Origin of the sequence: Brevibacterium sp. XM4083 (genome assembly GCF_006489205.2) — a bacterium.
Taxonomy (GTDB): domain Bacteria; phylum Actinomycetota; class Actinomycetes; order Actinomycetales; family Brevibacteriaceae; genus Brevibacterium.
In genome coordinates this window covers 179290-202919 of the sequence record NZ_VFYR02000002.1, presented here as the reverse complement: position 1 = coordinate 202919, position 23630 = coordinate 179290, and the positions used below count along the sequence as shown (strand labels likewise).

The following is a 23630-nucleotide window of genomic DNA, read 5'->3' as shown; positions in this document are numbered from 1 at the left end:
GCGCCGCGGGGCACGGCTCGCTCAGCGTAGCATAAGGAAAGCCTTACTTAAGCCTCAGAGCGCCGCGAATCCTTGCCACGCTGTCTCACGGAGCCGGGTCCTCGATGCCCTCCGGGGGCTGGGCCAGACGGTTCGGAGAGGTCTTGCGGTAGATCGGCTGCCCGGACAGCACACTCGCCCGCGACAGCGTGTTGCTCGCGACCGAGGAGACGATGATGAGGCAGAGGATGGCGATGATCGCGATGAACAGCGTCATCACCCTGAAGCCCTCGGTGTGGAGCGTGTGGATGTAGGCGGCGACGACGATGAGCGGCATGCCCAGGCCGGTGGCCGGGGAGAACACGTTGATCCGGGAGAGCGCGTCCTTGACCCGGAACATCGCCAGCGCCGAGGCGAGCATGAGCAGGGACCCGGTGATGCCGAAGATCCCGACGAGAACGGTGGCGACGGTGTCCGACATCAGCGGTGCCCCCTCGTGAGGATCCGGGACAGGGCGATCGTCGCCAGGATGCCGACCATCGAGGCGAGGAAGATGACGTCGAGGACGATCGAGGACGACACGCCGATCGCGATCATCGTCAGGATTCCGATCGCACAGAAGTAGATGAGATCGCTGACGACCGCGCGGGACCCCAGATCGCGGGCGGTGAGCACGCGGATGAGGCCGACGACGATCGCGGCGGCGAGAATGATCGCACAGATGGCGACGATGACGGTCATCGCCCTCTCCTCTCCTCTTCGGCGGACGGATTGTGGGGGCCGGGGTCGACCCACGCGGCCTCCACCTCGGCGACGTCCGAGGCCGAGGACTGCGGCGCCCGGCCCCGGGTCATCGCGAGCAGGCGCGACTCCATGTCGTAGAGACCGGCCAGTGCGTCCTCCTCGGAGTCCTCGAAGAGGCAGTGGACGAAGAACACCGGCGGGGTGGTCGCGGTGCCTGCGGCGATCGCGGTGACGAGCGTGCCCGGGGTGATCGTGATCGACGAGGCGAAGAGGGTGACCTCGAGGTCGGTGCGGCAGCGCAGGGGCACCTCGACGATCATCGGGTGGGCGTAGGGCCGGCCGACGCGGAAGAGGTGGCCGACGACCGTCGCCGATCCCGTGATGATCGCCCAGAGAATGTAGAGGACGTAGGAGATGCCGTGGAGGATTCGCCTCATCGTCCGATCACCGCCTCGATGTATTCGGTGTGGTCGAGCAGTCCCGCCGCGGCCCGCCCGGTGATCTCGAGCAGGGGTTCGGGCCAGACGAAGATCGCCACGGACAGCGCGATGAGGATCGTCGCCGGCACGAGCAGCCGACCGGGGATGCGCACATCATCGGTGATCGCCACCGAGGCGGCGCGTCCGGTCTCCGCGGAATCGGGGCGGTACGACTGCATCGGGGCGCCCCAGAACGTGTTGCGCCACGTGTTCTGCAGGGCGAGCATGGAGATGAGCGAGCCGATGACAATCGCGGAGACGAGCCACCAGCCGGCGGCGTCCTCGACGGCGGTGGCCGCGGAGATCAAGCCGATCTTCCCCCACATGCCCGAGGTCGGGGGCAGGCCGATGAGGGAGAAGAGACCGAGGACCATGAGCACCGCCGCCCACTTCTCCCGACTGGCCAGACCGGAGAGCTTCTTGAACGACCCGGTGCCGTAGGTCTGCTCGATCGCGCCCATGACGAGGAGGAGACCGGCCATCGTGATCATGTGGTGGACCATGTAGAAGGCACCGGCGGCCAGGGCCTGGGCGGTGAGCAGGGCGACGCCGAGGAGGATGTGGCCGACGCCGGAGGTCATCTGGAACGCGAGGACGTTGCGCACCCGGTTCTGTCCGAAGCCGGAGAGGGAGCCGACGAGGATGCTGACCACGGCGATCGCGACGATCGCGTTGGCCCAGGCCGGGGGCTCACCGTAGACGGTCGTGCAGATGCGGTAGATCGCGTAGAGGGCGACCTTCGAGTGGAGACCGGCGAAGAGCGACATCATCCCCGCCGAGGTGTTCGGGTAGCTGCGGGCCAACCAGCCGTGGAACGGGGCGCCGCCGGCCTTGACGAGCAGGGCGAAGAGGACGATCCCGAGCGCGAGCGCCCCCTGTCCCGTCGGGGTGCCGAGGGAGGCGAGCACGGCGAGGTTGACGGTGCCGAGGGCACCGTAGACGAAGCCGACGCCGATGAGCAGCAGGGTCGAGGTGAGCAGGTTGACCATGACGAACATCCGCCCCACGCCGAGGCGGCGCCACGTTCCCGTGACCGCGATGAGCGCGTAGGCCGGCAGCACCATGACCTCGACGAAGACGAAGAAGTTGAAGAGGTCGCCGGTGAGGATCGCCCCGTAGACACCGGTGAGCATCATGAGGATGAGCGCCGGGACGAACCGGTACTGGTCCTCCCCCGTGCTCACGAGGAAGATGCAGCTGACCAGGGACGTCAGCGACGTCAGGAGCAGCATGAGGGCGGTGAACGTGTCCGAGACGAACGGGATCGCCAGTCCCGGGATGTAACCGCCGACGGAATGGGCGACGACCGGTTCCGTGCGGTGGAGGACGAGCAGCCCGATCGCCGCGGCGCCGACGAAGGAGGGCACGGCGAAGAGCAGGATGCGGTCGAAGGTGCGGGAGGTGATGAGCACGCTGAGCGCCGAGGCGAGCAGCGGGATCGCGACGAGGAGGAGCAGGAGGGAGGAGTTCACGATTCGCGGACCTCCCCGGTCTCCGGAGCGCGCTTCTGGTCGTCGTCGTGGCCGAGCACGGCGAGGGCGAGCATGAAGATCGTCACCGCGAGCGTGATGACGATCGCGGTGAGGACGAACGCCTGCGGCAGCGGGTCGGCGGCCATGGTCTGGTCACCGCGTTCGGCGAGCGGCTCGACGCGCCAGGCCCCGACTCCGGCGGACAGCAGGATGAAGTTCGCGGCGTGCGAGATCAGGGTGAGGCCGAAGACGCCGCGGACCATGGACCGCTGCATCATGAGGTAGACACCGCCGGCGGTGAGCACGCCGATCGTCAGGGCAAGGATCATCGCGGATCCCCCTCCTTCGTGGTCGGGGCTTCACCGCGGTCGAGCGGTGCATCACCGTCGAGGATGTGCGTCGTCGAGGCCTTGGCCTTCTCCTCGGAGCCGCGTCCGGCGATCTTCTCTCCGCGGCCGGGCCGCTCGCCCCTGATCGATTCGAGCGGTCCGCGCAGCTCACCGTAGAGGAGCTCATCGGCGCGCTCACGCGTGAGTTCGACGTCACGGCGGATGATGCCGTCGGTGAGGACGTCGTCACCGGCCGGGGTCGCCGCGGAGTCGGAGACGCCGAGGATGTTGAAGGAGAGGAGGATGAGGCCGAGGACGGCGAGGTAGACGCCGACGTCGAAGAGCATCGAGGTCGTGAAGCGCTGCCCGAGGATGTAGGTGTGCAGCGGCTCGAGGAAGGATCCGGCGAAGATCAGCCCGAGCAGGCCGGTGACCACGGCGATGCCGATGCCGAGGCCGATGAGGTAGAGGGGCGCCCGTGGGGGTCCGATGGCGCGGTCCTTGGCCGTCGACATGTAGAGCAGGCCGATGACGGCGGAGCCGACGAGCGCGGCGATGAAGCCGCCGCCGGGTTCGTTGTGGCCGCGCCAGAAGATCATCAGCGAGGCGATGATGAGCAGCGGTCCGAGCACCTTGATCGTCAGCTGCAGCGGGATGACGTTGGGCCACGCCTCGTGGACGCCGCGGTAGGCGCTTGTGCCCTTCGGGCGCACCGTCACCCACGCCCGTCGCGGCGGTTCCGGGATGTTCTCCGCCGGCGGGTCGATGTAGCGGTCCTTGACCGTCGACATCACGGCGACGATCGCGATGCCGGCCATGCCGAGCACAGTGAGCTCGCCGAGCGTATCGAGCGCACGGAACTCGACGAGGATCGTGTTGACGATGTTGTGGCCGCCGCTGATCTCCGGGGCCTGTTCGATGTAGTAGAGACCGAGGTCGGAGCGCTCACGCCGTCCGTTGAGCATGAGGGTGAGCACGGTGACGGCGATGCCGACGAGGATCGCGAAGATCGCCCGGCTCGACTGCAGGCGCTTCGAGTACCGCCAGAACGACCGGGGCAGCTTCTGGAGGACGAGCATGATGACGATGATCGTCATCGCCTCGACGAGCAGCTGGGTGAGGGTGACGTCGGGCGCGCCGAGGGCGAGGATCTGCACGGTCGCGAGGATGCCGATGGCCGAGAGCGCGACGACCGTGGTCAGACGCGAGTGCGAGGTGCACACGACGAGGACGGCGACGGTGATGAGGACGAGGAGGATGATGTCCGCGGGCCGCCACAGGTTCTCCTGGAGCGGCGGCAGGCTCGGGTAGACCGCAGGCACGGAGAGGAACGTGATGAGCGCGAGGCCGCCGAGGGTCGTCGCCAGGTAGGGGGTCGAGTTCATCGGGCGCACGACGATGCCGAGGCCGCGGCCGAGGCGCTGAAGGCCGTCGGCGATGCCGGCGATGACGTCGGCGCCGTCGAAGCTGAGCCGGGCGCGGTGGAAGAAGACGAAGACGCGGGAGCGGTTGATGATGATGACGATGCCGATGGCGATGATGAGGCCCGAGGCGATGAGCTCGGGGGTGAATCCGTGCCAGAACTTCACGTGGACGGGTTCGACCTCACCGGGGAGCGCCGCGGCGACCACGGCGGTGAGCGGGGTGTCGAAGAGGTAGAGGACGAGGCTGAGCGGGAGGGAGGCGACGATCGGCAGGGCCGCGGCGGCGAGCATGATCGGTGAGGAGTGCTCGAGTTCGGACTTCGTCACCGGTTTGCCGTCGATGAACGCGCCCCACACCGTCTTCGCGCAGTAGGCGAAGGTGAGCACCGAGGCGGCGACGGCGATGACGAAGAGCATCCACCCGGCACCGCCGGATTCGACGAGCGCGGTGAACAGCGACTCCTTCGACACGAAGCCGAGCAGAGGCGGGATCCCGGCCATCGAGGCGCAGCCGAGGATCATGACGACGAAGGCCGTCGGGGCCGGACCCATGAGTCGCGGGATGCGGGTGAGTTCGCGGGTCCCGGCGAGGTGGTCGACGACGCCGACCATCATGAACAGGCCGGACTTGAAGAGCGCGTGGGCGATGATGTGGAGGGCCGCCGCGGCGATCGCGGCTTCGGTGCCGACGCCGATGACGGCGGTGATGAGGCCGAGCTGGGAGACCGTCGAGTACGCCATGAGCTTCTTGACGTCGTGCTGGTTGAGCGCGAACCAGCCGCCGATGCACGCGGCGATGAGACCCGAGGTGATGAGGAGGATGTTCCAGGCCGGGGTCGCATGGAAGGCCGGGGAGAACCGGAGCATGAGGAAGACGCCGGCCTTGACGACGGCCGCGGCGTGGAGGTAGGCCGAGACGGGGGTGGCCGCGGCCATCGCGTCGGGCAACCACGAATGGAACGGGAACTGCGCGGACTTCGTCATGCCGGCGATCGCGACGAGGACGGCGACGAGGGTGGCGGCCGCCGGCTGCGCGGCCCACGCTCCGGAGAGCAGCGCCTCGTTGAGGTTCGTCGTCCCGGTCACCGCGATCGTCAGTCCCACGGCGACCAGCAGCGTGAGGCCGCCGATGAAGGTGATGAACAGGGTGCGCAGGGACGGTGCCTGCCCGGGCGACCCGGAGCGGGCGATGAGGAAGAACGAGGCCAGCGACGTCAGTTCCCAGCAGATGAAGAGGACGATGAGGTTGTTGCTGAGCACGAGGGCGACCATCGAGAACGTGAAGATCACCATGAGCCAGTAGAAGCTCGTATTGCGGCCCTTGGGCAGGTATCCGGTCGAATAGACGAAGACGACGGCGCCGATGACGAGGGCGATGTACGTGAAGATCACGCCGATGCCGTCGGCGCGCAGGGCGAGGTCGACGCCGAGGCTCGGCACCCATGAGACGGTCTCCTCCGGCGTCGACCCGGCCATCACCTCGGCGGCGGTGGGAGTGAAGAGAGCGGCGACGGCGAGGTAGGCGGCGGCCAGCGGCCATCCGGTGGCTCGACCCAGGAGGCGGGTGAGGAGCGGGGTGAGGACGACGAGGGCGGCGAGTGCGATAATCGTTAGGATCATGACCGGAGCCTCAGGGCTTCGGACGCAGGTGCTGGTTCCTTCACTCACTGGCCCTTCGTCGCGGCGAACGCTCACTTTCGAATGTTCAGACTATCGACTCGGAGTTCCATGAGCAAAAACCCACGCGTTCCACAGGCCCCCGACCGAATCAGGGTCTTCTTCGACGCGCGCTTCACCCGAACGACCCATCATGACGGGATCTCCCGGTACGGTTCGTGCCTGCTCGAGGCCCTCCTCGAGGCGACCGCGGGCACGGACATCGAGGTCACCGCGATCATCAGCGACGAGGACCAGCTCGCCCTCCTCCCCGACTGCCCGTGGGTCAAGCTCAGCTCCCCGCTCTCCCCCGCCGAGGTGGGCATCGCGAAACGGCTCAACGACCTCGGCGCCGATGTCGTGTTCTCGACGATGCAGGTCATGGGGTCGACCGGTCGCCGCTACGGGCTCATCCTCACCGTCCACGACCTCATCTACTACTCGCATCCGCTCCCGCCGGCCGACCTGCCGGCCCCGGTGCGGCTGCTGTGGCGGCTCTACCATCTCAGCTACGCCCCGCAGCGACTGCTGCTCAACCGGGCCGATGCGATCGCCGCGGTGAGTGAGACGACGAAGGCCCTCATCGCCGAGGAGCATCTGACGACGAAACCGGTGACCGTCGTCTCCAACGCCGCCGAGGTCACCGCCGCCGCACCCCGATCGGTCGATCGCTCGGGGGCGAGGTCCCTGGTCTACATGGGCTCGTTCATGCCGTACAAGAACGTCGAAACCCTCATCCGCGCCCTGGCGCACCTGCCCGGGTGGACGCTTCACATCGCGAGCCGGATCGAAGGGCGGCGGGAGGCGGCGCTGCGGGCGCTCATCCCCGACCGTGCGCGGGTCGTCTTCCACCGCGGGGTCAGCGATGAGGAGTACGCCCAGCTGCTCGAGGAGGCGACAGCGCTCGTCACGGCCTCCCGCGCCGAGGGCTTCGGGCTGCCCGTCATCGAGGCGATGGCCAAGGGCGTGCCTGTCGCGGTCTCCGACATCCCGATCTTCCATGAGATCGCCGGGGATGCGGCGGAGTACTTCGACGAGGACGATCCCGCCTCGATCGCCGAGGCGGTCGGAAGACTCACCGAGCCCGACGCCTGGGCACGGGCCGCCGCGGCCGGGCAGGTGCAGTCGCAGAGGTTCGCGTGGTCGGAGTCGGCCGACGCTCTCGTCGGCCTCATCCGGGATGTGAACGCGAGGCGACGGTGATCAGTCGGGGGCTTCGCCCCAGTTGCGCAGCACCCACGTGTCGCCGGTGAAGCCGAATTCGCCGTGCCCGCAGTTCGCGAGGACGGCGAGTCTTCCGGATCCGGTCATCTCGAGGAGGATCTCTGCGGCACCGCGCAGCACCGCACCGTGGGCGACGATGGCGATCGTCTCCGCGTCCGAGGTCGTGACGATGTCGGTGATGGCGCGGGCCACTCGCTGCGAGGACTCGCTGCGGGTCTCTCCCCCGGGCGGCTTCGGGTCACCGCCGGAGAGCCACTTGTGGAGCTCCTCGGGCCAGACTGCCGCAATCTCCTCGCGGGTCAGGCCCTCCCACTCGCCGAAGGCCATCTCCCGCAGGCGCGGATCGCGGTCGACGCTCGTCCCCAGCCGGTCGGCGAGGGTGTCGGCGGTGACCGCTGCGCGCAGCAGGTCGGAGGAGACGATGAGTTCGGGACTGCGGGCGGCGAGGACCGCGGCGGCCCGTTCGGCCTGATCGATTCCGACGGCGTTGAGCGGAATGTCGGACTGTCCTTGGAAGCGCCGCTGCAGGTTGAAGTCCGTCTGCCCGTGCCGCCAGACGATGACGGTCTTCGTCATCGAGTCTCGGTGCCGGCGGCAGGACCGTCGGACTCGGTGTCGACAGGTGCAGCGTCGTCGGCCGAGTCGTCGTCATCGGCAGTCTCGTCGATCGTCACGTCGATGACGGGAACGTCCTTCCACAGGCGCTCGAGCGCGTAGTACTCGCGCTGTTCGGTGGAGAAGACGTGGACGACGATGTCGCCGTAGTCGAGGAGCACCCAGTCACCGGTGCCGCGTCCCTCCCGCCGCAGGGGTTTGCGTCCGGCCTGCTTGAGCAGCGCCTCCTCGACGCCGTCGACGATCGCACCGACCTGCCGTTCGTTCTCCGCGGACACGATGAGGAAGGCGTCGGTAATGTAGAGGGTGGAGCTGACGTCGAGGGCGACGATATCGGTGCCGAGCTTGTCATCGGCGCCTTTGGCGGCGATCCGAAGCAGTTCAGTGGTGTCCACGTGGTCCTTTCCCAGGGTTCAGGTTGTCACAGCAGCATGACGAGTGCGATGACGATGAGGGCGACGGCGAAGAGCGCCGCCACGCCCAGCACGATAAAGGGTACTTTGGATGGCTCTTCGCCAACAAGGATCTGCCCGTCGTACCCGGTCACGGCACTCGCCTTGATGCGGGTGCCGGGCGGGTTCTCGGTCTCTTCGTCCTCATAGTCGGAGTTCGGCAGGGACCACGCCTCGGGCACGGTGTCCATCGGACGGGTCTCGGGGTTCGCGGCGAGTTCGCGGGCGGCGTCGTCGGCCGACTGTACCGTCGCCGCCTCCTCGGTGCGAGAGTCGCGGTCCCGTGCGGCGTCCGACGAGGAGTTCGGCGCCGAGGCGTCCGTCGCTGTTCCGCGCTTCGTCGACGCGGCCTCGCCCTTCGACGCGGCCTGACCCTTCGAGGCTGCCTCACCCTTCGACGCGGAATCGGTCTTCGACGCGGCATCGCTCTTCGACGCAGCACCGTCCTTCGAGGCTGCGGTCTCCTTCGCGCCGGGTTCGGAGACCTTCGCCGAGGCGGCGGTGACGACCCGCACGCCCGAGGTGCTCGGCGGATTGACGATCGGCATCCGCCGGGACCGGGTGGCCGGCTCCGGTCCGTCCGCGTCCGATGCGGCCGCGGGCTTCGCGGCCGCATCGGACGTCGCGGCGGGGGTTGCCTTCGTCGCCGCCGACTCGACGGCGTCCGGCTTCGCGTCGGTCGTGGCGGCGTCCGTCTTCGCGGCAGTCGCAGAGGTGTCCGCCGCAGGCGCCTTCGCCGCCGCAGCGTCGCCGCTCGGCGTCGGCTGCGCGGGGGCCGACGTCTCGGGGGTGGTCTCCGGGAGAGGACGCGAGAGCGCGTCGTCGGGTCCGGAGGCCGGGCGCGGCGCCGAGTCGGCGGTCACCGGTGATTCGAAGTCGCGAGCAGCCACTTCGGCCGACGACCCACCGAAGCCGGCGGCGTCGAACGATTCGTGCTCACCCGAGGCTGCCTTCGCGGTCGTGTCGCTGGTCTGTGAGGCAGTGTCGTCGGACTGGGAATCCGCGGCGGGGTCGGCGATGACGGGGATCGCTCCCGTGGAGAGGTCGCCGTCCATCGACAGGCCGTGCTCGCGCAGGTAGCGTTTGCGCGCGGCGCGCGATTCGAAGTGCGGCAGCGGTGCCCGGCGGGGGTCGAGCCGATCCTCGGCGTTGACCGGTGGCCGCTCCTGCGGCAGGTGATCGGAGGCCAGTGCCCCGCGCTCGTGCGAGACCTTCGGCGTCGGCGCCGGGTCGATGCGCGACGAGGGAAGGTCAGCGGGAGTCGATCCCGCGCTGCCGCCGACCGGGGCCGGCGCTGCCGCGGCGGGCCGGGCCGGAGCGGACTTCTCGGGAGCCGGTGTCGCCGGAGACTCAGGAGTCTGCGGGGCCGCAGCGGCCGGAGGGGTCTGTGGGGCCGCAGGCGTCTGTGGGGCCTGCGGAGTCTGCGGCGAAGACGCCGGGGGCGTCGACGGCACCGGTGACTGGGCCGACGGAGCCGCCTCACCGGCGCCCGATGCTGAGCCGCCACCGGCGGCAAGCGGAGCGTCGCTGACCGACGCGGAGTCCGCCTCGGTGGTCGTCGCCGGCTTCTCGGTCGGACGCTTCGGTGGGGTGAGGAAGTCCGCGCGGCTGCCGTCGGACGCCTGGGGAGCGGACGACCTGGCCTCGAACTCCTCTTCCGCGGCCAGTCGCTCGGCTTCGCGCCTCGCACGTCGAGACGTGAACTGCTCTTCAGCCATTTCCACTCCTGTACAGATCGTGTTTCGCGATGTACTGCACCACGCCGTCCGGCACGAGGTACCAGACCGGGGCTCCATCCATCACCCGTTGCCTGCAGTCCGTTGACGAGATCGCCAGCGCCGGGATCTGCGCGAGACTCAGCCGGTCGACGGGCAGGCCCTCGCTGCGGAGTTCGTGCCCCGGCCGGCTGACCCCGACGAAGTGCGCCAAGGAGAACAGCTCATCGACATTCTTCCATGTCAGAATCTGAGCCAAAGCGTCCGCGCCGGTGATGAAGAACATCTCCGTGTTCTCGCCGAGGCTGTTCGACAGATCCCGCAGGGTGTCGATCGTGTAGGTCGGACCGGGACGGTCGATGTCGACGCGGGAGACGCGGAACCGCGGGTTCGACGCCGTCGCGATGACCGTCATGAGGTACCGATGCTCGGCGTCGGTGACGGTCTTGTCGTCCTTCTGGTACGGCCGACCGGTGGGGACGAAGACGACTTCGTCGAGGTCGAACGTCGACTGCACCTCGCTGGCCGCGACCAGGTGTCCGTGGTGGATGGGGTCGAAGGTGCCGCCCATGACACCGACCCGACGTGTGCGTTCTGCCATATCAGTGGCGGTACGAGATGCCCTTCCACGACCGTGCGACGACGGCCATCGAGATGAAGATCGCGAGTGTGATGAGGCCGTAGCCGATCGGCTCCATCGGCAGCTCGGTGTGTGCCGCGCCTTCGGTTGCGGCGGCCAGCAGAGTTGCGTTCACGAGAGTGCTCCTTGTCCCTTGATGAGTCTGTTCACTTCAGTTTCTCACGCCCTGTCGTCTGCGTGCGCAGCGACATGGGCGAAGTCAGTCGCGGATCTGCCCGTTTCCGAGCATGACCCATTTCGTCGTCGTCAGCTGCTCGACGCCCATCGGTCCGCGGGCGTGGAGCTTCTGCGTCGAGATGCCGACCTCTGCGCCGAACCCGAACTCGCCGCCGTCGGTGAAGCGGGTCGAGACGTTGACGCCGACGGCGGCGGCGTCGATGGCTGTGACGAAGGTCTCGGCGTTGTCGATGTCCTTCGTCACGATCACCTCGGTGTGGCCCGAGGTGTAGGCGCGGATGTGCTCGATCGCCTCGTCGATGCCGTTAACGAGCTTGATCGCGAGTTCGAGGTCGAGGTACTCCTTGGCCCAGTCCCGGCGCGAGACCCGGCGGATCTTCATCGACTCGGGCGCCAGCGCTGCGACATCGGCGTCGGCGTGGACGACGACGCCGGCCTGGTCGAGGCGTTCGAGGATCTTCGGCAGCACGCGCTTGGCGGCCTTCTCATGGACGAGCAGGGTCTCGAGTGCGTTGCAGACGCTGGGCCGCTGGGTCTTCGAGTTGAGGACGAGGTCGACGGCGTTCTTCACCGTCGCCGAGGAGTCGATGAACATGTGGACGTTGCCGATGCCCGTCTCGATGACGGGCACGATCGACTCCTGGACGACGGTGTTGATGAGCTCGGCCCCGCCGCGCGGGATGAGGAGGTCGACGTAGTCGCGGGAGTTCATCAGCACGACGGCCCCGTCGCGGCCGTGCTGGTCGATCGTGTTGATCGTGTCCGCGGGCAGGCGGACGGATTCGACGGCGCGGCGGAGGACGGAGACGAGTTCGGCGTTCGTGTTCTCCGCGGCCGATCCCCCGCGCAGGATCGTCGCATTGCCGGCCTTGAGCGCGAGGATCGCGATGTCGACCGTAACATTGGGGCGGGCCTCGTAGATCGCGCCGATCACACCCATGGGCACCCGGTTCTGGGTCAGGCGCACACCGTTGGGCAGGGTGCGGCCGACGACGACGGTGCCGACCGGGTCGGGGATGTCGATGACCTGTTCGACCGCCGAGGCGATCGCGGAGATCCGCTCCTCGTCGAGGCGGAGCCGATCGAGGAGGGACTCGCTCATCCCGTTCTCGGCCCCCGCGGCGAGGTCGATCGCATTGGCTTTGACGATGCGCGCGGAGTTCGCCCGCAGACCGTCGGCGATCGCCTGGAGCGCGGCGTTCTTCTCCGCGGTCGAGGTCGTGGCCAGACGTGCGGCGGCCGCCTTCGCGTTCCTGGCGATCCGCGTCACCCCGCGCACGATCTTGGGATGGATGTCGGCAGCAGCGGGCATGGACTAACTCCTCTCGCTCACATGCGTGAGGACGAGATCATTGCGATGGATGACTTCTTTACGGTAGTCACTTCCCAGCCGGGTGCCAAGTTCCTCGGTGGTCAGGCCGAACATCGTCGGCAGCTCGGCGGCGGAGAAGTTCGTCATCCCCCGCGCCACGATCTGCCCGCCGGTGTTCCTGATCTCGACGGGATCCCCGGCTTCGAAGTCCCCTTCGACGCCGACGACGCCGGCGGCGAGCAGGCTCGTGCCCCGCGACCGCACGGCCGCCTCGGCGCCGTCGTCGATCGTCACCGAACCGAACGTCTTGGCGAGATGGCGCAGCCACAGCAGTCGGGTGCCGCGGCGACGGTGGGTGACGGCGAAGGACGTGCCAGCGCTCCCCCCGGTGAGCACGTCGCCGACCCGGTCGGCGGAGGTGAGCACGGCGGGGATGCCGGAGTCGGTGACCATGAGGGCGGCGTCGACCTTCGTCGCCATTCCCCCGGTGCCCGTGCCGGCCGTCCCGACCCCGCCGATCGCCACGGCACCGAGGTCGTCGGGACCGGCGACATGGTCGATGCGCCTGGCGCCGGCCTGGGACGGGGGTCCCGTGTAGAGGGCGTCGACGTCGGAGAGGAGGACGAGCGCGTCGGCGTGGGAGAGGTGGGCGACGAGGGCGGCGAGGCGGTCGTTGTCGCCGAAGCGGATCTCCTCGGTGGCCACAGCGTCGTTCTCGTTGACGATCGGCAGCGTGCCCAGGGACAGCAGACGGTCGATGGCCCGCTGCGCGTTCTTGTACCGGGTGCGGCGGATGAGGTCGTCGGCCGAGAGCAGGACCTGGGAGGGGACGAGGTCGAAGCGGCCCAGTGCCCGCGCGTAGGCGGCCATGAGCAGCCCCTGTCCGACCCCGGCGGCGGCCTGCTGGGTGGCGAGGTCGCGCGGCCGGCGGCGCAGGCCGACGGGTTCGAGTCCCGCGGCGATCGCCCCCGAGGAGACGAGGATGATCTCCCGGCCGTCGGCCCGGTGGGCGGCGATGACGTCGGTGAGCGCCACGAGCCGTGACTCGTCGAGCCCGCCGTCAAGCGTCGTCAGCGACGAGGAGCCGACCTTGACGACGACGCGCTTGGCACCGGCGATGTCGGCCCGCACGGTCGCGGAGTCGGCGGCCGCGGTCGTCGCGGTCATCGCTCGTCGGCGGAGTTCTCGCGGGCGGCGCGCTCGGCGAGCCGCTCCTTCTCGAACTCCGCCCGGGTCGCGGCCTTCGCGTCCTGCCGCTCGTGGTAGGCGGCCTTGCGCTCCTTGCGGCTCGCACGGGCCTCCTCCTCGAGTCGGAGGTCGGTGCCGCGGGAGCCGAGCAGCTCGGCACCGCCGACGCTCGTGGGGTCCCAGTCGAAGACGACGCCGTCGCCCTCGCCGATGACGACGGTATCGCCCGGGGTCGCGCCGGCCTTGAACAGTGCCTCTTCGACGCCGAGGCGCTCGAGTCGGTCGGCGAGGTAGCCGACGGCTTCGTCGTTGGCGAAGTCGGTCTGGACGACCCAGCGTTCGGGCTTGTCGCCGAGGACCCGGAAGACCGGACCGTCGGCGTCGCGTTCGGTGCGGATCGTGAAGCCCTTGTCGTCGACGGCCTTGGGCCGGATGACGACGCGCTGCGGCACGGCTTCGACCTCGGCGCGCCGTTCGCGTTCGGCGGCGACGAGACCGGCCATCGCGAAGGAGAGCTCGCGCAGTCCCGCATGGCTGACGGCGGAGACTTCGAAGACCCGGTAGCCGGCGGCCTCGAGGTCGGGGCGGACGATGTCGGCGAGTTCGCGGCCGTCGGGGATGTCGACCTTGTTGAGGGCGACGAGCTTCGGACGCTGCGAGAGCGGGAGGTCCCCGCCCTCCTCGCCGAGGTCGACGGAGTACGCGGTGAGTTCGGCCTCGATGACCTCGAGGTCGGAGACCGGGTCGCGGCCGGGCTCCCACGTCGCCATGTCGATGACGTGGACGAGGGCGGCGGTCCGTTCGACGTGACGGAGGAACTCCAGCCCGAGGCCCTTGCCCTCGGACGCCCCGGGGATGAGCCCGGGGACGTCGGCGACGGTGTAGCGGACATCCCCGGCTTCGACGACGCCGAGGTTGGGCACGAGCGTCGTGAACGGGTAGTCGGCGATCTTCGGCTTCGCCGCCGACAGCGCGGCGATGAGACTCGACTTGCCTGCCGAGGGGTAGCCGACGAGGGCGACGTCGGCGATCGTCTTGAGCTCGAGGACGAGCGTGGAGGCCTCACCGGGTTCGCCGAGGAGGGCGAAACCGGGTGCCTTGCGCTTCGTCGAGGCGAGAGCGGCATTGCCGAGCCCACCCCGGCCGCCCGCCGCGGCGACGAACTCCGTGCCGGCGCCGACGAGGTCGGCGAGGATCTGACCGTCCTGGGTCTTGACGACCGTGCCGTCGGGCACGGGCACGATGAGGTCCTTGCCGTCGGCGCCGTGGCGCAGGTCGCCCTTGCCGATACCGCCGCCGTCGGCCTTGAGGTGGGGGCGGTGGTGGAGGGGCAGCAGGGTCGTCGTCTGCGGGTCGACGACGAAGGTGATGTCGCCGCCGCGACCGCCGTTGGCGCCGTCGGGGCCGCCGAGCGGTTTGAACTTCTCCCGCCGGATCGACGAGCAGCCGTTTCCGCCGTCGCCGGCCGCAAGGTGTACCGTGACGCGATCAATGAACTCGGTGGCCATGATGTCCTTATATCAGATGAAGGGTGAGTCGTGAGACTCACCCTTCATGGACCCCTGAAGCGGGGCAGATCAGATCGTATCGGTCAGACGCCGACGATGTTGACGATCTTGCGACCGTTGCGCTTGCCGAACTCGACGGCACCGGCGGTCAGAGCGAAGAGCGTGTCGTCTCCGCCGCGGCCGACGTTCGCACCGGGGTGGAACTTCGTGCCGCGCTGGCGGACGATGATCTCACCGGCCTTGACGACCTGGCCGCCGAAGCGCTTGACACCGAGGTACTGCGGGTTCGAGTCGCGACCGTTGCGGGTCGAGCTGACTCCCTTTTTGCTTGACATGTCAGAGGCCTCCTCTTACTTGATGTTCGTGATCTTCAGACGGGTGAGGTCCTGGCGGTGGCCCTGACGCTTCTTGTACCCGGTCTTGTTCTTGTACTTCTGAATCACGATCTTGGGACCGCGGAGCTCACCGACGACCTCGGCGCTCACCGAGATCTTGGAGAGGGCATCGGCGTCGGTCGTGACCGCGTCGCCGTCGACGAAGAGAACGGGTTCGAGCGTGACGCTGTCCCCGGCCTGCGCCTTCATTCGATTCACTGTGATGATGTCGCCGACGCTGACCTTTTCCTGGTGGCCACCGGCACGGACAATGGCGTAGACCATGGTCGAACCCTTTCTGCGTAAGAAATCTTGCGAACGGCGGTTGATGCCTTGGCTCGACAGGGAGCGAACTCCCTGAACGACAGACCCATTGAGAGGAATCACCAGCCGTGGTGCGACGGACGCACCGACGTTCAAGCTTAGTCGATCCCGGCCGCCGACGGCAAACCGGTGCGGAGGTGACCTCCGCCTCGTCGCCGCACCGCAGTCCGGCGACGATGCGGGACCGCAGCGCTGCGACGGCGCCGGACCGGGTGCTCAGCTCTCGCGAGACTCCGCGATCCGCTCGTGATGGTGGATCACCTCGGCGACGATGAAGGCGAGGAACTTCTCCGCGAACTCCGGATCGAGGTGCGAGTCCTCGGCGAGCCGGCGCAGGCGGGCGACCTGCCGGGCCTCCCGCGCTTCGTCGGCCGGGGGCAGACCGTGGTCGGCCTTGAGCACGCCGACGGATTCGGTGAGCTTGAAGCGCTCGGCGAGCAGATGGATGAGGGCGGCGTCGATGTTGTCGATGCTGCCCCGCAGCTCGAGCAGGCGGTCGGCGGCCTGGGAGGCGGCGGTGTCGTCGTCAGTCACCCGATCAGTCTAGACAATCCGCAGAGGCAACACTGCCGCGGACACGACCGTGCCCCGGGCGTCGCGGGGACGGCCGGGGCACGGGAGGGTGAGGGTCAGGCGGGCTGCTCGACCGGGACCGCGTCCTTGGTGTCCGGGTCGGTGAGGGTGCCGGCCTTGCGGTCGGCGAGGTACTTCTTCATCTCCTTCTTCACGACCGGCATGAGGAGGTAGAGGCCGAGGATGTTGATGAAGGCGCACATGAACAGCGCCGCATCGGCGAACTCGACGACCTTGCTGAAGCTGGCGACACAGCCGATGACGACGAAGACGCAGACGAGGACGCGGAAGGCCATGATCGTCGCCTTGCCGCGACCGAAGAGGTAGCTCCAGGCCCGCTCCCCGTAGTACGTCCACGTGATGAGGGTGGAGAACGCGAAGAGCGCGACGGCGACGGCGAGCAGCGCCGGGTACCACGAGGCGACGGTGGAGAAGGCATCCGAGGCCAGCGCCACGCCGCCGATCTCACCTTCGCCGAGGTCCTCGCGGTACGAGGGCTGGTTGGCGACGATGATCGTCAGGGCGGTCATGGTGCAGATGACGACGGTGTCGATGAAGGGCTCGAGGAGGGCGACGAAGCCTTCGGAGATCGGCCGGCGGGTCTTGACCGCCGAGTGCGCGATGGCGGCCGAGCCGATGCCGGCCTCGTTCGAGAACGCCGAGCGCTGGAAGCCGATGATCATCACGCCGACGATGCCGCCGGCGATGCCCTGCGGGTTGAAGGCGCCTTCGAAGATCTCGCCGATCGCCATCGGGATCTGCTGGAAGTTGATGCCGAGGACGAGGAGGCAGGAGACGACGTAGAAGATCGCCATCGCCGGGACGAGCTTGTCGGTGACCTTCGCGATCGAGCGGATGCCGCCGAGGATGACGAGTCCGACGAGGAGGGCGAAGAAGATGCCGAAGATCAGTCCGGCCCACGCGCCGCCGAGGAAGCCGTCAGCCCCGCCGGTGGCGGTGCGGACCTGGGCGAACGTCTGGTTGGCCTGGAACATGCCGCCGCCGACGACGCCGAAGATGAGGATCGCGACGGCGAAGAGGCCGGTGAGGATCGCGGCCACGGGCTTGGAGAACCGGCGGAAGGCCACCGGCAGGTACTTGAACGGTCCGCCGTGGACGACGCCGTTCTCATCGATCTCGCGGTACTTCACGCCGAGCGTGCACTCGACGAACTTCGTGCACATGCCGAGCAGACCGGCGATGATCATCCAGAACGTCGCACCCGGTCCGCCGAGGGCGACGGCGACGCCGACACCGGCGATGTTGCCGAGTCCCACGGTGCCCGAGAGGGCGGAGGCCAGGGCCTGGAAGTGGGTGATCTCGCCGGGATCGGTGGGCTTGGAGTACTTGCCGCGGACGACGTCGAGGGAGACCTTGAAGCCGCGGAACTGGATGAAGCCGAAGTAGAGGGTGAAGATCAGGGCTCCGAGGATGAGCCAGAAGACGACGAACGGGAAGGAGATCTCGCCGATCGTGACGGGCACGAAGATCACACTGGAGAACCAGGTGGCGATCGGAGTGAACCAGGAGTTGATGGCATCGTCGACGGGAGACGTCGGTGCGTCTGACGCTAGCAGCAGTATGTCCATGTCGATCAAATGTTCCGCAATGCGACACCGGGATCAAGCAATCGACCTTCCAATATTCGGACAGTTACAGAACTGTTATCTGCATCACACCGACCACGGCGCAAGTGACATTGGTCTCACCGCGAGTTTCGGATAGTGGATTTCCGGTGTGACCTAGACTGGCCGCATGTCACAGAACCCTCCCCCTCCCCAGCACCCGACCCCACCACCCCAGCAGCCCTGGCAGCAGGGGCAGCACCCGCAGCCCGGACGCCCAGGTGGCCACCACCCGCAGATGACCGGCGGACCCGCCGGCGGACGACCAGGACCGGATCAGCCGACCCGCATCGAGTCGGTCGAGGGCGACCGGGTCCGCGAACGACCCGCCGGTGCGGTCTCGGGCTACTTCGCGATCGTCGGCGCCGTCGTCCTCCTCCTCGTCGCGATCCTCCTCGGACTCGTCGGCTTCGGCCTGATGATCGGACAGAACCCGCTCGGCGTCATCCTCCTCGTCCTCGGTGTCCTCGCCTTCATCGCCTCGATGTTCCTCTTCAAGGGCTGCACCTCGGTGGCCCCCGGCCACGCCGTCGTCCTCCAGCTCTACGGCAAATACGTCGGCACGGTGCGTCAGTCGGGTCTGCGCTTCGTCAATCCCCTCTTCTCGAAGATCCAGATCTCCACGCGCATCCGCAATCACGAGACCTCGACGCTCAAGGTCAACGACCTCGACGGCAATCCCATCGAGATCGGTGCGGTCGTCGTCTGGCAGGTCCGCGACACGGCTCAGGCGATGTTCGAGGTCGACGATTTCGAGGAGTTCGTCGCCATCCAGGCCGAGACGGCGGTGCGCCATATCGCGAACTCCTACGCCTACGACTCCTCCGATCCGCATCGGATGTCTCTGCGCGACAATGCCGATGAGATCACGGAGAAGCTCTCCGCCGAGGTGGCCGCCCGGGTCGCCGCCGCGGGCGTGTCGATCATCGAATCCCGGATCACCCAGCTCGCGTATGCTCCGGAGATCGCCCGGGCGATGCTCCAGCGGCAGCAGGCCACGGCCGTCGTCGCGGCCCGGCAGCTCATCGTCGAAGGTGCGGTGGGCATGGTCGAGACGGCGATCGAGCAGATCGAACGTCGTGACATCGTCTCCCTCGGGCACGCCGAACGCAGCGACCTCGTCACGAACCTCATGATCGTCCTCTGCGGCGATCAGGCCGCACAGCCGACGATCAGCACGACCCGGAACAAGCAGTCGGGCACCTGACCACCGCTCCCCTCTCCTCGGCTCCGCCGCGGTGCGCGTGCCCGGCTCGCGCGCGTGCTGGGGTCGAGTCCGGGGCAGCGGCTGAGCCCGGATCCGGGCACGGACAGCGCAGCGCCCCACGTCATTCGACGTGGGGCGCTGCGCTGTCGCCGGTGGCTCGCAGGCGGGAGAGCCTCAGTCCTCGCCGATGATGACGAACGAGGTCGGCAGCGCCTCCTGGGGCTTCTCCGCCGGCTTGTCCTTCTTCGCCGGGGCCTTGCGGCGCGGGGCTTCGGGCTCGGCGGCGACGGCGACCTTCGTCGTCGTGTCGGCGCCGATCATCAGCGGCATCTCCCCCGCCGGCTCGGCCTCCGGTGAGGCCTCCGCCGCTGCGGGAGCGTCCGCTGCCGGTGCGGTGGTCTCCGGTTCCGATTCGACGGGCAGCATCGGCTGCTCCTCGCCGGTGCTCGGCTTCTCGTCCTGCGTGTCGGTGTCGCCTCGGCCGGCCTCGGCGGACCGGTCGGTGCTCTTCGTCCGCTTGCGTCCGCGGGACTTCGCGCGACTCGGCTTCTCCTCAGGCGTCGTGTCGGCTGCGCCCGTGTCGGTCTGTGCGTCCGCTGCCTCGGCGTCGTCGTCCTTCTTCAGCGTCGCCTTCGCGATCGCTGCCACTGCGGAGCGCGAGGCGTCGTTGCCGACCGACTCGGACTGTGACTCCGACTCGCTGTTCTTCGACGACCGGCGTTTGCGGTCGCGTTTGCCGTTGCCCGAGGATTCGGAATTCTGCGACCGGTTGCCGCGATGGGCCTTCGACCCGTCCTCCTCCGACCCGGGCAGGAGCAGGCCGCGTCCGGTGAGGTCGGCTCCGGCGGAGACCATCGACTCGGCGAGTCCCGTGCCGATGCGCTTGCGCGTCATCTGCACGAGACCGAGCGAGGTCACCTCGGCGACCTGGTGCTTCGTCCGGTCACGGCCGAGGCACTCGACGAGCCGGCGCACGACGAGGTCGCGGTTCGATTCGAGGACCATGTCGATGAAGTCGACGACGATGATGCCGCCGATGTCGCGCAGGCGCAGCTGACGGATGACCTCCTCGGCGGCTTCGAGGTTGTTCCGCGTCACGGTCTCCTCGAGGTTGCCGCCGGCCCCGGTGAACTTGCCGGTGTTGACGTCGATGACGGTCATCGCCTCGGTGCGGTCGATGACGAGCGAGCCGCCCGAGGGCAGATTGACCTGGCGCTGCAGGGCCTTCTGGATCTGCTCCTCGATCCGGTAGTGGTCGAAGATCCCCTCATCCTCGGAGTAGCGGTGCACCCGCTCGAGGAGGTCGGGAGCGACGGCCTCGACGTATTCGTGGATCGTGTTCCACGCCCCGTCGCCGTCGATGACGAGCGAATTGAAGTCCTCGTTGAAGACGTCGCGAATGATCCGCACGATCATGTCGGGCTCGCTGTAGAGCAGCTGCGGGGCCAGCACCTTCGTCGACTTCGACTTCTTCTCGATCGTCTCCCAGCGCTTCGCGAGTCGCTCGACGTCGCGGCTGAGCTCCTTGTCCGTCGCGCCTTCGGCGGCGGTGCGGACGATGACGCCGTTGGAATCGCCGACGAGCTCCTTGAGCAGCTTCTTCAGGCGGGCCCGTTCGACGTCGGGCAGCTTGCGGGAGATGCCGGTCATCGAGTTGCCGGGCACGTAGACGAGGAAGCGTCCGGGCAGGGAGATCTGGCTCGTCAGACGGGCGCCCTTGTGGCCGACGGGGTCCTTCGTCACCTGAACGAGGACGGAGTCGCCGGGGCTGAGCGCGGCCTCGATGCGACGGGCCTTGCCGTCCATGCCGAGCGCGTCCCAGTTGACCTCACCGGCGTAGAGGACGGCGTTGCGGCCCTTGCCGATGTCGACGAAGGCGGCCTCCATGCTCGGCAGCACGTTCTGCACCTTGCCGAGGTAGACGTTGCCGATGAGGGAGGACTGCTGACGGTTCTCCTTGAGATAGTGCTCGACGGCGATGCCGTCCTCGACGACGACGAGCTGCGTCTGATCGCCGTTCTCGCGCACGAGCATCGTGCGGTCGACGGATTCGCGGCGGGCGAGGAACTCGGCCTCCGTGATGACGGGGCGACGGCGTCCGGCTTCCCGGCCCTCCTTGCGCCGCTGGCGCTTGGCCTCGAGACGCGTCGAGCCCTTGAGCGAGGTCACCTCGTCGCTGTCGGAGCCGCGGGAGCGGGAGCGGCGACGCCGGCGGCGGCGCGAACCGCCGTCCTCGTCGTCTCCGTCGTCGTCGCTCTCGCTCGTCTTGTCGCGGGCGTCGTCGTCGGACTTCTTCTCCGCCTTGTCTCCGCGACGGTTCGCGCGGGCGGGCCGTTCGTCGCCGTCTGCGGTCTCGGAGTCCTTCTCCGCGGACTTCTCCGCAGGCTTCTCCCGGCTCTTCTCGCTGCGGGAGCTCTGCGCCTCCGACTCGTCATCGTCGCGGCTGCGCGAGCGGCGACCGCGTCCGCCGCGGCGGCGCCGACGACTGCCGCCCTCGTCGTCGCGGTCGTCACGATCCTCGCGGTCGTCACGGTCGTCGGTCTCGTCCTCGTCGAAGTCCTCATCGTCGAAGTCGTCGTCGATGCTCACCGTCTCGGCGAGTTCCGCCTTGGGCACCTGGAAGATCAGTCCGCCGTGCTGGGGCACCGCGGCGGCCGGACGGCTCGCAGGCTCGACCGGGGCCGGGGCGGCCGGCGCGGCGAAGGGGTTGCGGGGATCGAAGGCCGGGGCCTGCGGCGGCTGCGGGGTCGACTCATCCTCGTCGTCCTCGGCGCTGGGATCGAGTCCTTCGTCGGTCTCGCGGACGAACTGTTCGAAGACGAGCCCGCGGTTGGCGACCGCATCGCGGGCCCGCTTGGGCCGACGGCGACCGCGCTCACGGTCCTCGTCGTCGCGCTCGGGGCTCTCCCGCAGGGAGCCCGCGGCATCGGCGAGGTGGTCGAGCTCCTCGCGGACGTCGTCGTCGACCGTGTGCTCGGCGCCCTTGGCCGCGGCCGCGTTGGCCTGCAGATCGGCGAGATCGGCGAGGATGCCCTCGGTGGGATCGGCTGTGCCGTTGCTGTCGTTCGTGGAATCGCTCATGTTCACTCCTACCGGAGCCTCCGCTCACACCATACGGATCTCCGGTGTCCTGCATGGTCCCCGTGGGACCGAAACCTGTGGATGGCGTCTTCGGCTCGCGCTCAGCGCGTAGGCCGTCGATGCTGCCTCTTCTTCGTGTCGACCTGCGAGGCCGTTCCCTCGACTCGGTGGAGGCACTTCTCCTGCCCGGTGTGGGAGCAGGTATCCGTCGCATCATTATGTCACAGATCTGCTGTCCGACCGCTGAGACCGGGCCCGCCGGGTTTGCCGCATGCTCCGCGGGCAGGCATCCTTAGGAGTGTGAACACGGCACCCGCGCTTGCAGACGACGACCTCGACGATGCCATCGACGCGCCTCCGCGGAAGCGTCCGTGGGTGCTGCGCCCGACGGCGCTGGGAGTCTTCCTCATCGTCACCTCGGTGATCGGCTTCATCTCCTCCTTCGCCCTGTCGGTGGAGAAGTACGAGAAGCTCGAGAACCCCGACGCCGTCCTCTCGTGCGACCTCAACCCGTTCTTCTCGTGCGGCTCGGTCATGGAGTATCCGCAGAGTCAGCTCTTCGGCTTCCCCAATCAGCTCCTCGGCGTCGCCGCGTTCATCTTCCCGCTCCTCATCGGTGTCCTTCTCGTCGCCCGCGCGAAGCTTCCCGGCTGGATCATGATCGGCCTCAACATCGGACTCGCCCTCGGCGTCGTCCTCGTCATGTTCCTCTACTACACGTCGATCTACGTCATCGGCGTCGGCTGCCCGTGGTGCATGGTCGTGTGGACGATGACGATCCCGATGTTCTGCGCGGTCACCGCTCACAATGCGCTCGCTGGCAACTTCGGCCGCGGGGTCCGCGACAGCGCCGTGGTCACGGTCCTCGCCCGGGAGAACGTCGCGATCGCCGTCGTCTGGCTGCTCATCATCGCCACGACCATCGTCGTCCAGTTCTGGAACTTCTTCGCGACCCTCTTCTGAGCCTCCGCCTGTCCGAGACTCCGAGCTGAGACTCCCGTCCGGAGAGCCCCGTCCGCCGCACGCGGACGACGGCACAGACACGTGGTGCCCCGCAGCTGAACTGCGGGGCACCACGTGTCTGTGCGTTCGGGCGGTCCGGCGACCTCAGTTGGGGAACCAGATGCCGATCTCGCGTTCGGCCGACTCGGGTGAGTCGGATCCGTGGACAAGATTCTTCTGCACCTTCGCGCCCCAGTCGCGGCCGAAGTCGCCGCGGATCGTGCCCGGGGCGGCCGTCGTCGGGTCGGTGGCGCCGGCGAGCGAGCGGAAGCCGGGGATGACGCCCTCACCGGAGGCGATGATCGAGACGATCGGGCCCTCCGACATGAAGTCGACGAGCGGCTGGTAGAACGGCTTGCCCTCGTGCTCGGCGTAGTGCGACGCGAGCTCCTCAGGGGTGGCCGTGCGCAGGCTCAGGGCGTCGATCGCATAGCCCTTGGCCTCGATGCGGCCGACGATCTGACCGATGAGGCCGCGGGCGACGCCGTCGGGCTTGATGAGGATGAGGGTGCGTTCCATTCGGGTCCTTC

The 23630-nt window shown here is 68.4% G+C and carries 23 protein-coding genes; 3 read left to right on the top strand and 20 right to left on the bottom strand.

The annotated features are described in order from the left end of the window. Nucleotides 1-85: 85 nt before the first annotated feature. From FJ887_RS06670 to FJ887_RS06645, 6 genes are read right to left on the bottom strand one after another with little or no spacing between them, the layout of a single operon-like run. Nucleotides 86-460, bottom strand: a complete 375-nt coding sequence (locus FJ887_RS06670; RefSeq protein WP_140955109.1) for a cation:proton antiporter — start codon at nt 458-460, stop codon at nt 86-88. After that, complete coding sequence (locus FJ887_RS06665; protein ID WP_137825307.1) at nt 460-720, bottom strand: monovalent cation/H+ antiporter complex subunit F; 261 nt, start codon at nt 718-720, stop codon at nt 460-462. Before FJ887_RS06665 ends, FJ887_RS06670 begins: the two co-directional genes overlap by 1 nt. Next, nucleotides 717-1160, bottom strand: coding sequence for a Na+/H+ antiporter subunit E (locus tag FJ887_RS06660; protein ID WP_137825308.1), 444 nt, complete (start codon nt 1158-1160; stop codon nt 717-719). Before FJ887_RS06660 ends, FJ887_RS06665 begins: the two co-directional genes overlap by 4 nt. After that, nucleotides 1157-2674, bottom strand: a complete 1518-nt coding sequence (locus FJ887_RS06655; RefSeq protein ID WP_140955110.1) for a proton-conducting transporter transmembrane domain-containing protein — start codon at nt 2672-2674, stop codon at nt 1157-1159. Before FJ887_RS06655 ends, FJ887_RS06660 begins: the two co-directional genes overlap by 4 nt. Continuing rightward, nucleotides 2671-3003: a sodium:proton antiporter gene (locus tag FJ887_RS06650; RefSeq protein WP_137825310.1), complete on the bottom strand. Its 333-nt coding sequence runs from the start codon at nt 3001-3003 to the stop codon at nt 2671-2673. Before FJ887_RS06650 ends, FJ887_RS06655 begins: the two co-directional genes overlap by 4 nt. Beyond that, nucleotides 3000-6047: a DUF4040 family protein gene (locus FJ887_RS06645; protein WP_140955111.1), complete on the bottom strand. Its 3048-nt coding sequence runs from the start codon at nt 6045-6047 to the stop codon at nt 3000-3002. Before FJ887_RS06645 ends, FJ887_RS06650 begins: the two co-directional genes overlap by 4 nt. Nucleotides 6048-6155: 108 nt before the next feature. Here FJ887_RS06645 and FJ887_RS06640 point away from each other — a divergent pair, with 108 nt between their 5' ends. Beyond that, nucleotides 6156-7286: a glycosyltransferase family 4 protein gene (locus FJ887_RS06640; protein WP_250786179.1), complete on the top strand. Its 1131-nt coding sequence runs from the start codon at nt 6156-6158 to the stop codon at nt 7284-7286. Here the strand turns inward: FJ887_RS06640 and FJ887_RS06635 are convergent, their stop codons facing one another. The 12 genes from FJ887_RS06635 to FJ887_RS06580 form a co-directional block, all read right to left on the bottom strand. After that, nucleotides 7287-7883, bottom strand: a complete 597-nt coding sequence (locus FJ887_RS06635) for a histidine phosphatase family protein (RefSeq protein WP_140955112.1) — start codon at nt 7881-7883, stop codon at nt 7287-7289. Further along, entirely contained in the window at nt 7880-8317 is a 438-nt protein-coding gene (gene rsfS, locus FJ887_RS06630) for a ribosome silencing factor (RefSeq protein ID WP_140955113.1), read from the bottom strand. The genes FJ887_RS06635 and rsfS overlap by 4 nt, the downstream gene beginning before the upstream one ends. Before the next feature lie 26 nt (nt 8318-8343). Next, complete coding sequence (locus FJ887_RS06625) at nt 8344-10092, bottom strand: hypothetical protein (protein ID WP_140955114.1); 1749 nt, start codon at nt 10090-10092, stop codon at nt 8344-8346. Continuing rightward, nucleotides 10085-10690: a nicotinate-nucleotide adenylyltransferase gene (nadD, locus tag FJ887_RS06620; RefSeq protein ID WP_137825315.1), complete on the bottom strand. Its 606-nt coding sequence runs from the start codon at nt 10688-10690 to the stop codon at nt 10085-10087. The genes FJ887_RS06625 and nadD overlap by 8 nt, the downstream gene beginning before the upstream one ends. Before the next feature lies 1 nt (nt 10691). After that, the gene (locus tag FJ887_RS06615; RefSeq protein WP_171007026.1) at nt 10692-10844 is read right to left on the bottom strand and encodes a hypothetical protein; all 153 of its coding nucleotides are present in this window, start codon (nt 10842-10844) and stop codon (nt 10692-10694) included. Between the two features lie 84 nt (nt 10845-10928). Next, nucleotides 10929-12218, bottom strand: a complete 1290-nt coding sequence (locus FJ887_RS06610) for a glutamate-5-semialdehyde dehydrogenase (RefSeq protein ID WP_137825316.1) — start codon at nt 12216-12218, stop codon at nt 10929-10931. Between the two features lie 3 nt (nt 12219-12221). Continuing rightward, complete coding sequence (proB, locus tag FJ887_RS06605; protein ID WP_140955115.1) at nt 12222-13385, bottom strand: glutamate 5-kinase; 1164 nt, start codon at nt 13383-13385, stop codon at nt 12222-12224. Beyond that, entirely contained in the window at nt 13382-14914 is a 1533-nt protein-coding gene (obgE, locus tag FJ887_RS06600; RefSeq protein WP_140955116.1) for a GTPase ObgE, read from the bottom strand. Before obgE ends, proB begins: the two co-directional genes overlap by 4 nt. 83 nt (nt 14915-14997) lie before the next feature. Continuing rightward, nucleotides 14998-15249, bottom strand: a complete 252-nt coding sequence (rpmA, locus tag FJ887_RS06595; protein WP_137825319.1) for a 50S ribosomal protein L27 — start codon at nt 15247-15249, stop codon at nt 14998-15000. Nucleotides 15250-15264: 15 nt separating this feature from the next. Then, complete coding sequence (gene rplU / locus FJ887_RS06590; RefSeq protein WP_137825320.1) at nt 15265-15573, bottom strand: 50S ribosomal protein L21; 309 nt, start codon at nt 15571-15573, stop codon at nt 15265-15267. Between the two features lie 255 nt (nt 15574-15828). Beyond that, nucleotides 15829-16146 carry a chorismate mutase gene (locus tag FJ887_RS06585; protein ID WP_140955117.1) on the bottom strand — a complete coding sequence of 106 codons (318 nt, stop codon included), beginning with the start codon at nt 16144-16146 and terminating at the stop codon, nt 15829-15831. 95 nt (nt 16147-16241) lie between these two features. After that, nucleotides 16242-17774 carry an alanine/glycine:cation symporter family protein gene (locus FJ887_RS06580; protein WP_140955118.1) on the bottom strand — a complete coding sequence of 511 codons (1533 nt, stop codon included), beginning with the start codon at nt 17772-17774 and terminating at the stop codon, nt 16242-16244. Between the two features lie 166 nt (nt 17775-17940). On the opposite strand from FJ887_RS06580, the gene FJ887_RS06575 reads away from it, so the two are divergent. Further along, nucleotides 17941-19017, top strand: coding sequence for an SPFH domain-containing protein (locus tag FJ887_RS06575; protein WP_250786178.1), 1077 nt, complete (start codon nt 17941-17943; stop codon nt 19015-19017). Nucleotides 19018-19191: 174 nt separating this feature from the next. Here the strand turns inward: FJ887_RS06575 and FJ887_RS06570 are convergent, their stop codons facing one another. Continuing rightward, on the bottom strand, nt 19192-22098 hold the full coding sequence (locus tag FJ887_RS06570; RefSeq protein ID WP_250786177.1) for an Rne/Rng family ribonuclease: 2907 nt from the start codon (nt 22096-22098) through the stop codon (nt 19192-19194). 300 nt (nt 22099-22398) lie between these two features. On the opposite strand from FJ887_RS06570, the gene FJ887_RS06565 reads away from it, so the two are divergent. Beyond that, nucleotides 22399-23061, top strand: a complete 663-nt coding sequence (locus FJ887_RS06565) for a vitamin K epoxide reductase family protein (RefSeq protein WP_137826306.1) — start codon at nt 22399-22401, stop codon at nt 23059-23061. A 144-nt stretch (nt 23062-23205) separates the two neighbouring features. Here FJ887_RS06565 and ndk read toward each other — a convergent pair whose 3' ends face one another. Continuing rightward, nucleotides 23206-23619, bottom strand: a complete 414-nt coding sequence (gene ndk, locus FJ887_RS06560) for a nucleoside-diphosphate kinase (protein WP_140955120.1) — start codon at nt 23617-23619, stop codon at nt 23206-23208. Nucleotides 23620-23630: the final 11 nt, after the last annotated feature.